The sequence below is a fragment of the Acidipropionibacterium virtanenii genome (assembly GCF_003325455.1).
GTDB lineage: Bacteria > Actinomycetota > Actinomycetes > Propionibacteriales > Propionibacteriaceae > Acidipropionibacterium > Acidipropionibacterium virtanenii.
The window spans coordinates 1,197,702-1,211,020 of sequence record NZ_CP025198.1 but is presented as its reverse complement, the minus strand read 5'-3'; the positions used below and the strand labels follow the sequence as shown (position 1 = coordinate 1,211,020).

Sequence of the window (13,319 nt, the reverse complement as noted above, 5' to 3'; positions counted from 1 at the left end):
TCAGTTCTCCTTCACGTCGGCGTCCGACGGGGACGGACGCAGGATGTCGGGTTCCAGGTAGAGGGGGCCCACCATGGGCACGGCCGCGCGGACCGCGGCCTCGGCGTCGTCGATGATCCTGGCGACGCCGACCGCCGAGTCCCCGGGATCGACCGCGATCTTCGCGGCCACCAGGATCGTCTCCGGGGCGACGTGAATGGTGCGCATGTGGATGATCGAGTCGACGCCGGAGGTGTCGCTGATCGCCTCGGCGACGGCGGCGCGATTCTCGGGGCTGGCCGACTCTCCCTCCAGCAGGGAGAGCATCTCCCGGCCGAGGATCACCGCGACCACGACCAGCAGCAGGCCGATACAACCACTGCCCACGGCGTCGAAGATCTCATTGCCGGTCAGAAGGGTCAGCCCGATGCCGGCCAGTGCGAAGACCAGACCGAGGACGGCGGCGGAGTCCTCCAGCATGACCACCGGCAGTTCGGGCGCCTTCGCCTGTTTGATGAAGTCCAGCACCGAGAGATGAGCCCTGGCCTTGTGGGTCTCCTTCAGGGCGGTCCGCAGGCTCAGCGACTCCGCGACCAGCGAGATCCCGACGACCACCAACGGAACCCACCACCAGGTGGACTCGGTGAGGGCGTCGTGCTCTCCGGCGCGCACGGCCATGATCTTCTCGTAGCATTCGTACAGGGCGAACAGGCCGCCGAGCGTGAACAGCACGATGGCCACCATGAAGGCGGCCAGGTAGCGGGCCCGGCCGTAACCGAAGGGGTGCTCCTCGTCGGGCTCGCGGACGGCGGCGCGACCGCCGATCATGAGCAGCAGCTGGTTCCCGGTGTCGGCGGTGGAGTGAATGGCCTCGGCGAGCATCGACGACGCGCCGGTCACGCCCCAGGCCGCGAATTTGGTGGCGGCGATGCCCAGATTGGCACTGGCCGCGGCAATGATCGCCCTGCGCCCGCCCTCAGTACTCACCGGGGCCCCGTTCCTCGGACCGGTCGAGGCGCCCCAGCCCCAGGCCCAGATAGGCGGCTGCGAAGCGCCCCTGGAGCATCAGGGTGACGTATGTCCCGACCGGCCCCTCCTCCCCGGTACCCATCGGCAGGCCGATGGTGCGCACCGCCACATCGCGACTCCGGCAGGCCGCCTCCAGCCGGTCCCGCGATCCGAGAGGGTCCGGCGCGCCGTCGTCCATGACGACCAGGACGGGCCGGTCCGCAGCCCCGTCGATCTCCGGATCGGCGAACGGATCGCGCGGCTCGGTGGCGGTGATGACCGGCATCAGGGCCTCGGCATCGGCCGACAGGGCGGACCGGCCGCTGGCCTGTCGCAGGGACTCGGCGAAGCGCCGGGAGGCGCGGGCCGCCAGGACCGAGCCTCCCCACAGGAGGGGGTCGGCGTCGGCCAACGCACAGGCCATGTCCTTGGCCGGGTTGAGGGCCAGGTCGCGGTGGGGAGAGGCGGCCTCGGCCACCATGTCGGCGGCCCGTGCCACCTGCTCGGGGATCACGGTGGGACCGATTCCGATCCGCCCGAGAACGGCGAGCACCGCGACCGCGGCGGCCATCGGGTCGCCGGTGGTCATCGGCAGGCGCACCGAGGATCGCCCTCCGGCGGCCGCCCAGGCCGGCGAAGCGGTCTCGGAGGCGAGCAGCACGGCGGCTCCGCGGCGGCGTGCCTCGGCGACGGCGTCGAGGCACGAGTGGGGCTCCTCGGCGGTCTGCGCCCGGGAGTCCAGCGCCACCACCAGGTCGAGGGGTCCGACCCATGCCGGCACCCGGTCGAGTGGCCAGGCGACCATGGGGACGGGGCACTGCGGCTCCAGCACGGATCTGATCAGCCGGGCCTCGGGACCGACCACCAGGACCCCTCGGGGTCTCTCGAGGCGGGCGGCCGCCTCAGCGCACCAGGCCTCCAGATCGCCGGTGTCGGTCCGTATCCGGGCACCCGTGCTGGCCAGCCGGCGCAGCGTCTGCTCGGCGGCCGGAGGCAGCGTCTGCTGCTCCAGCCGGGAATCATCGAAGGCGGGGCTCACTGCTGCTCCTGCCCCCCTGCGGGACGCCGTGCCGAATCGACCCGCAGATCCGGCACGCCGTCCGACACCGGGAAGGCGAGCCCGCAGACCGGGGAGGAGCACACCAGTTCGCCGCGGTCGTAGTCGAGGGCGAACTTCGAGTGGCACTCGGGACAGGCGGCGATCTCCAGGAAGGCCGGGGAGAGGTCGAGCGCCTCGGGGGTGTCGGGAAGGTCAGGCATAGTCACACCCTAGTGCCCTGACGATCCCGTTCAGTGCGTCCGGCCCGCGGCGTCGGTGGAATCCACGATGACGCTGAGATGGCCGCGGGAGGCCACGACCCGCACCGAGTCCGGAGCCGGCACGCCGCCGCCGAGGGGCCCGCCCGACTCCCCCTCGAGCATCCCTGTCTCGCGGACCGCCCGGGCCAGCGCCATCAGATCGTCATCCGGGGTGATCGCCGGCGCCTCGTCGATTCCGGGCAGGCGGATGACCTCCCAGCCTCGGGGGGCCGAGAGTGCTCCTGAATGGTCCTGGCACAGGTCGTAGGAATTGGGTTCCCGGGCAGGCCCGAGGGGGCCGAGTACCGCGGTGGACTCCGCGTAGACGTAGGTCAGTGTCGCGACCGCGGGCCGCGAACATCCAGGACGAGAACACTCCCTCACCCGCCGGAGCCTACGCCCGGCGGATCGGCTGGACCACTACCGTGGGCCCCATGTCGTCACGTCGTGATCGCCATGGCCGGGGAATGCGCGGCCCCCTCGTGGTGCCCAGGGAGCACGGCGGCGTCCTGCGCCGTCCCGCCCCGACCCGCACGGAGTTCTTCGCCGAGGCCGTCGGTTCGGCCCTGGACCATGTCGCGCAGACCTGTCCCGCCGCCCTCGACGGGGTCGTGGTCGGCATCGAGGAGGTGCCCGAGAAGCAGTCCTTCGTCGAGGACCGGGTGCCGTTGGCGTCGGCTCAGGACGGAGACGGCCACCGGCCCTCCCGGGTCGTGCTCTTCCGTCGCCCTCTGGAACTGCGGGCGGCCACCCCGACAGGCCTGGTGATCCTGGTCCACCGCACCCTTGTCGAACAGCTCAGCGCCCTCACCGGACTGCCCGTCGACGTCATCGACGGAAGCGACGGCCAGGACGGTCGGGAGGTCTAGGACAGCTGGGGATCGATGCCCATTCTGGGGCCCTTCACCGCACCCGCCACCAGGCTCAGCGGCACCGATGAGAGCCCATTGCGGGCGGTCCAGACCCCGGCTGTCACCGAACGCGTGGCGGTGATCTGCAGGAAGCCGACGTCAGACCCCAGATCCTTGGTGAAGGTGGCTCCGGGCGCCACCGAACCGCTGACGGCCACCTTCTTGCCGGCGGTGGTGGTGAACGAACCCGTGAACTGCGCCGCCTGCTGCGAGGGGTTCGAGACCGCCAGGGTGCCCCCGGCCGGGAGCGCCGACTGCAGCCTCGTGCCAGAACCCGCGGGCACGGCCATCGCCCGATCGGAACCCTTGACACTCATCAACTGGGCTGCCACCGGGCTGTCGGCGCTGACCTGAAGGGCCACCGCCTCCCCGGCCAGGGCCTTGCTCATGTCGACGGCGATGGTGGTCTGCGGGTCCACCTGGACCTGATCGGCCCCCTCCGGGGTGAACGCTCCCCCTGAGGCCAGCGCCTTCACCGACACGGTGGTCCGCGAACTGCCGGGGTTCGACAGCAGCAGTTCCGCCGAGGTGGCCCCGGCCGGGACGGCCGGCAGCAACAGGCCCTGGGAGGCCTGCGACATCGGATAGGCCTCCCGACCGCCGGAACCGCCGGTGCGTGCGGACGCCACGATCCGGCCCGACTCGGCGCGGACGGTCGCCGAGACCGGACTGGTACCGGTCGCCCACACCGACAGCGGGAGGGCCTTGCTGGATCTGGCCGGCACCGTGATCCCCCGGGAGCCCTCGCTGTCGATCGCGCCCTTGGCCCCGCTGAGGCTCACGTCGACCGTGGCCTCCTCGGAGTCGGGGTTGGTGACGATGATGTCCGCGGAGCTCGGGTCGGCGACGATGAGAGTGCCGCCGGTCGCCGCGGTCGTGCACGGGCTCATCGTCGAGGTGGCGGCCGCCCCCGATCCGACCGTCGACAGTGTCGTGGCCACCGGCCGGCCCTGACCGGTCACCGAGCGCACCAGACGCGCGCCGGTCCCGATCGACGCCGCCGCCGGCATCCGGAGGTCGGTGGGCTCCCCGGTCAACTCGCCGACCTGCAGACTCGGGCTCGTCGAGCCGACCGCCATCGACGCCTTCTCGAGCGACGGCTGGCAGACCAGGGTCTGGCCCGGTGTGACACCGGGAACGACCTGGGTGTCGGCCTGCTGGGAGGGGATCACGGAGGCGCCCAGACCCACGGCCAGGGCGACCACCCCGAAGAGGCCCGCCCGTAGTGGACCGAACCACGAGCGCCGGGTCCGGGATCCCTCGGCGGCGGCCGGTTCCTCCACGGCCGGCCGGCCTCCGGTGACCCTGCGCGGCCCGGGCGAGACCTGCTCCGGCGGCTCGTCGGCCTCGTCGCGAGGATCCTCTGCGGCTCTGCGTGGTCTCACTTGTCCGCCTCCATCGAGCGTCGGGGAGCCGGAGCGCGCCGTGAGGCGTTCGGTCCGGCAACGATCATCAGGACGAGCATCGCGCCCACCTCCACCAGGGCGACCCATCCCTGGTTCGGCATCGACCAGGTCAGCTCGCCGGACGCCGAACCCAGTCGGTAGGTCTGCCCGATGCCCCCCGAGGGTTCCGCGTCCTGGTGTTGGAGATCGACACCGCCGACACTCACCTTCCAACGGTCATCACGGGGTTCGGCGATCACGAGCCGGCGGTCGGCCGGCCCTGCCGGAACAGTCCCGGACAGTTGCGTGACGGTGCGTCCCGAGACCGACCAGGCTCTCGACGGGTCCCCGTCCAGGCTCCACACGGTCGTGTCCGCGTCAGCCCGGGCAGAGGTCAGTCCGGAGGCGTTGCTCACCTGGGCGACGACGTCGTCTCTGGCCCCTCGCATCCACACGTGGGCCACGCCCAACGCCTTGAGCCGGGCCGAGAAGTCCTCACCGACATCGCCGGTGGCCACGGCCCGGGCGAGTTCTGAGGCGTCCGTCCTGATCCGCTGGTCGGTGGAGATCACCGGCCTCTCCCCGGTCCCCCAGCCCGGAGTGCGCGAATCGACGAGGTTCCAGCTGGTGCCGCTGTCCTGGACCAGGACCACGAGCGTGCGGGTGCGACGTGGCGAGTCCTGGACCGCGGTCACATAGGCCGGAAGCTTCGAGGACACCCGGTGCAGCGGCTGCCCGGCCCCGCCCACCGCCCACCACAGGGAGGACGCCACCAGGCCGACCGTCAGCACTCCGGGAAGCACCTTGGAGCCCCATCGCGCCATGAGTTCCCCCAGGCTCGGGGCCCGATCGGGGTCGCTCTCGTCGGCCTGCGCGCCGTCCTCATCGGTCTGGACGGCCAGCATGGTCCCCTGCCAGGCCGTGGCGATGAGGGCGAGGAGCCCACCCAGGCCGATCATCTGCCAGGTCTCGATCTCGGGATGGATCTGGGTGCCCCACAGGCCCACCAGGCGTCGCGACGCGACTCCCGCTGCCAGGAATGCCAGCAGTGAGACGGACGCCGTGCCGATGACCCGACCGCGCCCGGCGGCCCCCTCGGCTCCCCGGTGGCGCAGCAGCCAGGTGAGTGCCCACAGCGCCGCGAACCACATCGGCAGGACGCCGATCAGGCTGGCCCAGGCCGGCACCGCGGCCACACTCACTCCGCCGCCCAGCAGCACCCACAGTCCGGCCCGCGGCGCGAAGGTCCCGGTCAGCAGCGGGTCTGCGCCGGTGATGAGACGCGCAGGGGCCGAGGCGATCCGCACCAGCCAGGGGCTCACCACCACCAGGGGGGTCAGCAGAGCCAGCAGGGCCTGGCGCCACACCGTCCGGTCGGCCCGGACGGCCGCCACCATGACGACCAGCACCAGCACCCAACTGACCGGGACCAGGCTCACCGCGACCGCCGTCCAGGCGGCGAGGGCACCGGCGCTGCGCCAGCGGTCGGGGGGACCTGACGTGGCACCGGCCCCCCAGAGCTCGTCGATGTCGATGGTCGCCGGGGCGAGCAGCCGCCAGCTGTGCAGCGCGACCTGGGGAATCACCACGGCCATGGCGAGGCCGGTGACCGACCCCCTGGCCAGACTGCCGGTGATCACCGGCAGCAGGCCCCACATCGACGCCACCACGACGGCGGGGGCCCCCAGCCCGAGCACCCGGCGGGTGAGGTGGTGTGCCGACATCGCCGCGGCAAGTGGTGCCAGCAGGAGGCAGGCCCTCGCGAAGACCTCGGGCTGGCCGATCGTGATCACCGAGCCGAGTGCCGCGATGCCCAGCCACGGCGCAGATCCGCCGTACTGGCCGGGCACGGCGCCCAGCCACGCCGACCAGGCTCCGCTCAGCCCGTCCGGGGCGGGAGCCAGCCAGGCGGACACGGCTGAGCCGGAGCCGAACAGCGAGCGTCCGGCCACCATGCCGAGGACCAGCATGACGACGAGCATCACGCTGTACGGGTTGAGCACGGTGTGGTGCTCCCTGCCGGTGAACTCGTCGTCGGCGGTGAGTTCGTCGATGGAGGTGCCCAGATCGGCGTCACGGCCCGGATGGAGCCGGTCGGAGATGTCACCGGCGAACTGGTCGGCGATCCTTCGCCACATCCGACGCCGGGTCGGCAGCAGACGCTCGGTATGACTGATGTCGTCCGGATCGCAGCCCTGCCGGAAGTCCCGGATCCGTTCGGCCATCTCGATCGTGACGGATCGGCTGCTCCACAGCCGGGCACCGGCGCGCAGTTCGTCGGAGGCCCGTCCCGGCGCCTTCCCGAGCAGCAGCACCACGGCGCGCACCAGGCACTGGAGCATCAGAGCGAGGCTGGTGCGGCTGACGGAGGCCGAGCGCGCCGCGACCATCCGCATGCCGACCAGTCGATCGGTGAGATCGGGTCTGGCGGCCAGTACCGAGTCCCTGGCCCAGCCCCGTCCGGCCTGCCGGTGATGGATCGCGCAGGTGGGCGCGGTGCGCACCACCAGACCGGCCTCATTGGCCCGCCAGCCGAACTCCACCCCGTCCCGGAAGATCGGCACCGCCGGATCGAATCCTCCGACCCGCCGCCATGCCGCCAAGGAGACGAACATGCCCGCGGTCGAACCACCGAGCACCCGCGCCGGTTCGCCCTGGTGCTGATCGATGTCCCCGCGGTCCACGACCGGCAGCACGCGGGCACCGGTGCCGCTGAGGGTCTGGCCCTGTTCCTCGATGAACTCGGGATAGTTGCGCATCGCGGGGCGCAGCAGGGTGGGGAATGCGACGTCGGCCATCGGAGCCCGGGACACCTCGACCAGCATCTGGTGGAGGCTGTCGGGGGTGAGTTCGAGGTCGTCGTGAAGGATCCACAGGTGGGTGATCACGTCGGGCAGGATCCCCACCGCGGCCGCCACCGCCTGTCCCGGCGCCCGGTCCGCCGGCGTCTGCAGGACCTCCTCGATCAGACCGTCCCGGCGTGCCGAGGCGAGCAGCCCGGAGGACTCGTCATCCGAGCCCATGTCGACGGCGATCGTCACCCCCGGGCGGTCCCTGAGCCCGGCGAGCCGGGAGAGAGTGCGTCCGAGCCACTCCCCCGCCTGATGCACGAGCAGGATCGCCGCCACCTGATCGGCTCCGACCCGGGTCGGCGGCTCGGGGCGGCGCTCGTGGGCCCAGGCCCAGTCCTCCTGCTTCACCGGCATCGAGGGAACGACCGGGATACTCCAGTCCGTCAGGCCCTCGGCGGTGCGAGGAACATCCCCGCCCGTCGGAGCAGGACCTGTGTCCGGTGCGTCTCCGGTCTGATCATTCACGATGCTGGCTCACCTGACTCTCGGGACTTCGCTGGGATCCGGGTCGCCGTGACGGCCCGGGCTCAACGCTACGGGAAGATTCCCGGGGTCGAGCATAGGTGCGAAGTGTAGCCAGCGGTCAGGCGCTTCGCCTCAGCCGACGTCGCTCCATCTCGGACAGCCCGCCCCAGATGCCGAATCGCTCGTCATTGGCCAGTGCGTAGTCCAAGCACTCGGCGCGCACCTCGCAGTGCTCGCAGATCTGCTTCGCCTCACGGGTCGATCCGCCCTTCTCCGGGAAGAACGCCTCCGGATCGGTCTGGGCGCACAGGGAACGGGCCTGCCACGACATGGCTTCGTCGTCGGTGCCGACCAGCACCTGGAACATATCCTCCATGTGAACTCCTTGGGCTCCGATATCGGCGATTGCCGCGTGCCGTCCAAGTTACACGGGTGTGGTTCGTCTCGTGACGCAATTCAGCAGTCCGCAATGACCCCGTGCGGGGGACGGCCGCATCGTCAGGACGCCCCCGGTCCGGGATCAGTCCGGTGTTCCGGAGCGGTGCTGTTCAGCAGCGGGGGGCGCACCCTGATCCTCGTCGCGGGCCCGCGACAGGACGACGAGGGCCACCGCGACCGCGGCCTTCACCGCCACCACCAGCAGGTCACCGACGAGGCCCACGATCACTCCGAACGCTCCGCCCGGGGCGTGAACGGTGGCCAGTACCGCCAGAACCAGGTCGATCACCGCCGACAGGCAGGTCACCGCGGCGACCAGCTTCCCGATGAGGCGTGCGTGGGAGGTCACCGGTGAGACCAGCCGGCACAGCAGCACCGCGGCGACGGTCACCGCCAGGGCGCTGATACCCAGCGAGCTTCCCGAGAGCCGACGGGAAGTCTCGAAGAGCCCCGAGTGCTCGTGGAGGACCGACCATCCGAAATCGCTGGCGAACACGGCCACGAATCCGACCGAGACGATCAGCATCACCCAGGCGAAGGGCTCCCTGGCCTGCCGCATCCGCTCCAGGACCGTGTTCACCTCAGATCCTCCCGCCGCGCGTCGCAGGCCGGTTCACGCGAACTCTCCCCCGACCTGGGCCGCCACCTCGGCCACCAGGTCCTTGACCTTCTGGGACTCCGAGAGGGGCACCACCAGAGTGGCCCGGTCGGTGGCCACCACCGCCATCCGGTGCAGACCGGCGACCGCGAGGACCGCATTGGGGCGCTGGTTGATGAGGAGGTTGCCATCGCTGTCGAGGCTCACGGTCAGGCCCCCGACATGGTTGCCGTGCCGGTCATCGGGCAGATGCGGGGCCAGACTCTCGAAGGAGCCGACGTCGTACCACTGGATGTCCAGCGGCACGGCCACCACGCGCGCGCCGGCGCGACCGAGGGAGACCGGTTCCATCACCGCGAAATCCACCGAGATCTTCTCGAGCGTGGGATAGATCTCGACGAGTCTCGACGGATCGGCCACCAGGTCCTCGATGGCGGAGCGGGTCCGCGGCCGCAACTCCGCCAGCACGTCGAGGAGGGTGGCGGCACGCCACACGAACATGCCGGAGTTCCACCAGTACTCGCCCGAGTCCAGATATCGCCGCGCCAGTTCGAGACTGGGCTTCTCCGCGAACTCCAGCACATCGCAGGCCCCCTGCCCCCCGGGCAGGCGCAGGCCCCGATGAAGGTATCCGTACCCGGTGTTGGGCTCCGTCGGGACGACGCCGAAGGTCACCATGAGCTCGGCATCCTCCTCCGCCAGCTGGAAGGCGCGGTCCAGGGCGGCCCGGAAATCGTCGACCGGCCGGATGATGTGGTCGGCGGTGACCGTGGCGATCACCGCATCGGGATCCCTGTCGGCGATGAGGGCGGCAGGCCATGCGACCGCGTTGAGGGAGTCCCTGCCCACCGGCTCCCCGAGGATGTTCTGCCTCGGCAGCTCGGGCAACTGGGAGGAGACGACATCGGCGTAGGCGCTGCCCGTGCAGACCAGGATGTTCTCGTCGGGGACCAGACCCTTCACCCGCTCATAGGACATCCTCAACAGGCTGAGACCGTCGATGAGATCGAGGAGCTGTTTGGGCTCGCCCTGCCGCGACAGCGGCCACAACCTGGTGCCCGAGCCGCCGGCGATGATCAGTACATGGCGCATGCGTACAGGCTATCCGCCGGCACCCGAACGCCTCGCCGATCCCGCCGAGCTCCCCGTCACCCGTCCGGTGCCGGGACCGGCCACAATGGGCACATGGTTCAGCTGTCATCCACCCCGTCGCACTCCGTTCCGGTCCCCCGCCGTGCCGGCGTCCCCGCCACCGGGCCAGTCGCCGGGCTGGAGCTCCGCCGTCAGGACGCCTCCCCGCTCCTCACCTGGTACCGGGGGCCGGACCGCGTGGAGCTGTCGGGACGCACGGTCGGCGGCTGGGTGGCCAAGACCGTCCACCTCATGGCCGAGGAGGGGATCGTCCCCGGAGATCGGGTGGGGCTGCCTCTGCTCGCCCACCACCGGCTGCACTGGGTCAGCCTCACCTGGCTTCTGGCGTGCTGGTGGGCAGGGGCCGTGCCGGTGGTCCGCGAGCGCGCCGCCGAGCCGCCCACCGATCTGGAGGTCAGCGGTCCGGACCCGGCGGGCAGCGACCCCCGGGTGCCGCTGGTGCAGTGCTCGTTGAACCCCCTGGGCGGGCCCTGTCGCAATCCGGCTCCCGGAGCGATCGATTTCAGCGACGCGCTCGCCATGCCCGACGAGATGCCCGCGCCGGCTCCGGCCGACCCCGCCCGCCCGGGGATGGAGGGAATGGCGTCACTGACCGGGGCAGGTCTGGACGCCGCCGCCCGGATCGACCGCCGTCTGCTGATCGCCGGGACCCCCGAACCGGATGAACTGGCTCTGCTCCTGGCGGGATGCCTGGCCGGATCCGGATCGCTCATTCTGGTGGAGGAGATGCCCTCCGGGTCCACCGGGCAACAGCTGGCGGAGCAGGAGGGCGCCGAGATCGCGCTCTGACAGTCAGTCCATCAGGGGGCTGTCGTCGGAGGCCGACTCCTCGCGGGAGGCGGACAGCCCGATCAGGAACCCGGCCCCCCAGCTGAAGTGCATCACCGCCAGCACCAGAGGCAGGCGGGCCCGCACCTCTCGCGACATCGTCCTGGGCATCAGGGCCGATCCCAGTCCCATCGCGGCCAGGTATCCCATCGGCAACGCCCATCCGAACAGCATCCCGCAGCCGCGTCCCCTCAGAGCCCTCACCGCACCGGCGACGCCGAGACCGGCACCGGCGGCGCAGGCCCCCACCGTGGCCGGGGCCACCAGGTAACGCAGGTTCACCGAATCGCGATGACGCCTCATGACCTCGCGACGCCACTGACCGGTCCGGAAGAACTGGCGGCCCAGGGCACTGATGCTGGACCGTGGGCGATAGGTCACCTTGAGCCGGGGACTGAACCACACCTGACGCCCCGACTGACGCAGCCGGTAGTTGAGCTCCCAGTCCTGGGCACGGTCGAAGGTCGGATCGAAACCGCCGACGGCCACCAGGTCCTTCTTGCGGAAGACCCCGAGAAAGACGGTCTCAGCGGGTCCTTCCGGAGAGCCCGCAAGGTGGAAGGAGGACCCTCCCAGGCCCAGCCGGGAGGTGTAGGCCACCGCCACCGCCTGCTCGAAGGGGGTCCGGCCGCGGGCGTCCATCATTCCTCCGACATTCGCCGCACCGGTCCGTTCGAGCAGTTCCACAGCCGTGGCGATGTATTCCGGGGCGAGCTCTCCGTGGGCGTCCACCCGCACGATGATGTCGTGGCTGGCCGCCGCGACCCCGAGGTTCAGCGCCCTCGGGGTGGTCGACCCCGGATTGGTCACCACCCGGATACGGTCATCGGAGGCCGCCAGCGACTCGGCGATCGTCTCAGTGGCGTCGCCGCCGGGGGCCACCACGAGGATCACCTCCATCTCACCCGGGTAGCCCTGGGCCAGGATTCCGTCGACGGAGGAGGCGAGATATCTCTCCTCCTCACGGACCGGCATCACGACGCTGACCGGTGGGGCGAGATGAGCTGACATGGCGCCCATTGTGCCAGCAGCCGGACGCCGGCGCCCGGGCCGCACGGCCACGTCACGGGCGGGCGCGCACCCGGCGCATTACCCTGTGGCGCATGGCCGAGCGACGAGACGACGAATCCCGCCAGGAGGATCTGGACTGGCTCTACAGGGACGAGGAGTCCGAGGCGGAGAAGACCCGCGTCGAGCCCCCGCCCGCCCCTCGCACGACCTCGCGCCGGCCGGGCACCGCCGGATCGCGGGCCTATCCGCCGCTGCGCACGCACCAGTCGCGACCCGCCGGGCCGGGACGGGGCGCACGGCCCCCGGCTCCTCCCGCACCGCCAGGAGGCGGATCCCGGCCGCACAGGCCGCGCCGCAGGCCGCGGATCGGACGCCTCATCGGCCGGCTGCTGGTGCTGTGGCTCGTCTGGCTGCTCGTGGTGCCCGTGATCGCCGTCGTCCGCTCCGGCACCGTGGAGGCCACGCCCGACGGCGACCGGCCCGACCAGCAGCCCGGCACCGCCACCCTGCTGGTCGGCAGCGATCGCCGCGACGACCTCACCGCGGAGGAGCAGCGCAAGCTCGGCACCGGCACCGCCGAAGGCACCCGCACCGACACCATGCTCATCCTGTACACCCCGCCCTCGGGCAGCAGCGTGCTCGTCTCCCTGCCCCGCGACTCCTACGTGCCGATCCCAGGACATGGCCGCAACAAGCTCAACGCCGCCTACTCGATCGGCGGCGCACCCCTGCTGATGCAGACCGTGGAGCAGGTCACCGGGCTGCGGATGGACGGCTACCTGGAGATCGGCTTCGGCGGATTCGTCGACATGGTCGACGCCGTGGGCGGGGTCAACGTCTGCCTGGACAAGGCCATGGTCGACCGTGACTCGCACACCGATCTGGAGGCCGGCTGCCAGGACCTGGACGGTCTGGAGGCCCTGGGCTACGTCCGGATGCGCAAGGCCGACGCCCAGGGCGACCTCGGACGGGTCAAGCGGCAGCAGGAGATCATCGGCAAGGTGGCGAAGAAGGTCCTCACCCCGTGGACGCTCATCAATCCGGTGCGTTACTGGAAGGTCAACATGGCAGCCGCCGGCGCCGTCCGGCGCGGCGACAACACCTCCGTGTTCACCATGGTCAAAGCGGGTATCGGGATGGTCAAGGTGACCGGATCCGACGGGATCAAGATGACGGTCCCGGTCTCCGACGCCGACGCCTACACGTCGGCCGGCTCCTCGGTGCTGTGGGACACCACCAGATGCAAGGCGCTCTTCAACGCCCTGGCCGAGGGGGACACCTCGGTGGCGAAGCAGTACGCGAAATAGTCAGAGGATGGGCGACCCCTCGACGAGCGGCTCTGCCGGAATCCGGGTCCGCGTCCGCGGCCCTGCGCTGCGGTTCAGGTCCGTGG

General features: G+C 71.1%; 12 protein-coding genes and 1 pseudogene. 3 read left to right on the top strand and 10 right to left on the bottom strand.

Annotation, left to right across the window (positions count from 1 at the left end; genetic code table 11):
* The 4 genes and pseudogenes from JS278_RS05510 to JS278_RS05495 all read right to left on the bottom strand — a co-directional run bounded on the left by JS278_RS05510 (position 1) and on the right by JS278_RS05495 (position 2,670).
* A complete protein-coding gene (locus tag JS278_RS05510; protein ID WP_181833882.1) occupies positions 1-1,017 on the bottom strand; it encodes a cation diffusion facilitator family transporter in 1,017 nt (338 codons plus the stop codon).
* Complete coding sequence (locus JS278_RS05505; RefSeq protein ID WP_114044316.1) at positions 956-2,026, bottom strand: phosphoheptose isomerase family protein; 1,071 nt, start codon at positions 2,024-2,026, stop codon at positions 956-958. Before JS278_RS05505 ends, JS278_RS05510 begins: the two co-directional genes overlap by 62 nt.
* Before the next feature lie 8 nt (positions 2,027-2,034).
* Positions 2,035-2,247, bottom strand: a pseudogene (locus JS278_RS05500) (Trm112 family protein); the annotation flags it as partial.
* A gap of 30 nt (positions 2,248-2,277) precedes the next feature.
* The gene (locus tag JS278_RS05495; protein ID WP_114044314.1) at positions 2,278-2,670 is read right to left on the bottom strand and encodes a DUF3499 domain-containing protein; all 393 of its coding nucleotides are present in this window, start codon (positions 2,668-2,670) and stop codon (positions 2,278-2,280) included.
* A 50-nt stretch (positions 2,671-2,720) separates the two neighbouring features.
* Between JS278_RS05495 and JS278_RS05490 the strand changes: the two genes are divergently transcribed.
* A complete protein-coding gene (locus JS278_RS05490) occupies positions 2,721-3,155 on the top strand; it encodes a metallopeptidase family protein (RefSeq protein WP_114044313.1) in 435 nt (144 codons plus the stop codon).
* Here JS278_RS05490 and JS278_RS05485 read toward each other — a convergent pair.
* From JS278_RS05485 to JS278_RS05465, 5 genes are all read right to left on the bottom strand, one after another.
* Positions 3,152-4,582 (bottom strand): DUF5719 family protein, encoded by a 1,431-nt coding sequence (locus tag JS278_RS05485; RefSeq protein ID WP_114044312.1) that lies wholly within the window; start codon positions 4,580-4,582, stop codon positions 3,152-3,154. The genes JS278_RS05490 and JS278_RS05485 overlap by 4 nt on opposite strands.
* A complete protein-coding gene (locus tag JS278_RS05480; protein WP_114044311.1) occupies positions 4,579-7,899 on the bottom strand; it encodes a glycosyltransferase family 2 protein in 3,321 nt (1,106 codons plus the stop codon). Before JS278_RS05480 ends, JS278_RS05485 begins: the two co-directional genes overlap by 4 nt.
* 118 nt (positions 7,900-8,017) lie before the next feature.
* Positions 8,018-8,275, bottom strand: coding sequence for a WhiB family transcriptional regulator (locus JS278_RS05475; RefSeq protein ID WP_114044310.1), 258 nt, complete (start codon positions 8,273-8,275; stop codon positions 8,018-8,020).
* Between the two features lie 144 nt (positions 8,276-8,419).
* On the bottom strand, positions 8,420-8,917 hold the full coding sequence (locus JS278_RS05470; protein WP_114044309.1) for a hypothetical protein: 498 nt from the start codon (positions 8,915-8,917) through the stop codon (positions 8,420-8,422).
* 33 nt (positions 8,918-8,950) lie between these two features.
* Positions 8,951-10,027 (bottom strand): mannose-1-phosphate guanylyltransferase, encoded by a 1,077-nt coding sequence (locus JS278_RS05465; protein ID WP_114044308.1) that lies wholly within the window; start codon positions 10,025-10,027, stop codon positions 8,951-8,953.
* 93 nt (positions 10,028-10,120) lie between these two features.
* On the opposite strand from JS278_RS05465, the gene JS278_RS05460 reads away from it, so the two are divergent.
* Positions 10,121-10,876: a TIGR03089 family protein gene (locus tag JS278_RS05460; protein WP_114044307.1), complete on the top strand. Its 756-nt coding sequence runs from the start codon at positions 10,121-10,123 to the stop codon at positions 10,874-10,876.
* Positions 10,877-10,879: 3 nt separating this feature from the next.
* Here the strand turns inward: JS278_RS05460 and JS278_RS05455 are convergent, their stop codons facing one another.
* Positions 10,880-11,926 carry a glycosyltransferase family 2 protein gene (locus tag JS278_RS05455; protein WP_114044306.1) on the bottom strand — a complete coding sequence of 349 codons (1,047 nt, stop codon included), beginning with the start codon at positions 11,924-11,926 and terminating at the stop codon, positions 10,880-10,882.
* 92 nt (positions 11,927-12,018) lie between these two features.
* On the opposite strand from JS278_RS05455, the gene JS278_RS05450 reads away from it, so the two are divergent.
* Positions 12,019-13,233, top strand: a complete 1,215-nt coding sequence (locus JS278_RS05450; RefSeq protein WP_483894257.1) for an LCP family protein — start codon at positions 12,019-12,021, stop codon at positions 13,231-13,233.
* Positions 13,234-13,319: the final 86 nt, after the last annotated feature.

What these genes read in the sequence shown, in the direction of transcription:
- JS278_RS05490 (WP_114044313.1), top strand. Translation starts at nt 2,721, where the DNA reads ATGTCGTCACGTCGTGATCGCCATGGCCGGGGAATGCGCGGCCCCCTC.
- JS278_RS05465 (WP_114044308.1), bottom strand. Translation starts at nt 10,027, where the DNA reads ATGCGCCATGTACTGATCATCGCCGGCGGCTCGGGCACCAGGTTGTGG.
- JS278_RS05455 (WP_114044306.1), bottom strand. Translation starts at nt 11,926, where the DNA reads ATGTCAGCTCATCTCGCCCCACCGGTCAGCGTCGTGATGCCGGTCCGT.
- JS278_RS05460 (WP_114044307.1), top strand. Translation starts at nt 10,121, where the DNA reads ATGGTTCAGCTGTCATCCACCCCGTCGCACTCCGTTCCGGTCCCCCGC.
- JS278_RS05475 (WP_114044310.1), bottom strand. Translation starts at nt 8,275, where the DNA reads ATGGAGGATATGTTCCAGGTGCTGGTCGGCACCGACGACGAAGCCATG.
- JS278_RS05450 (WP_483894257.1), top strand. Translation starts at nt 12,019, where the DNA reads ATGGCCGAGCGACGAGACGACGAATCCCGCCAGGAGGATCTGGACTGG.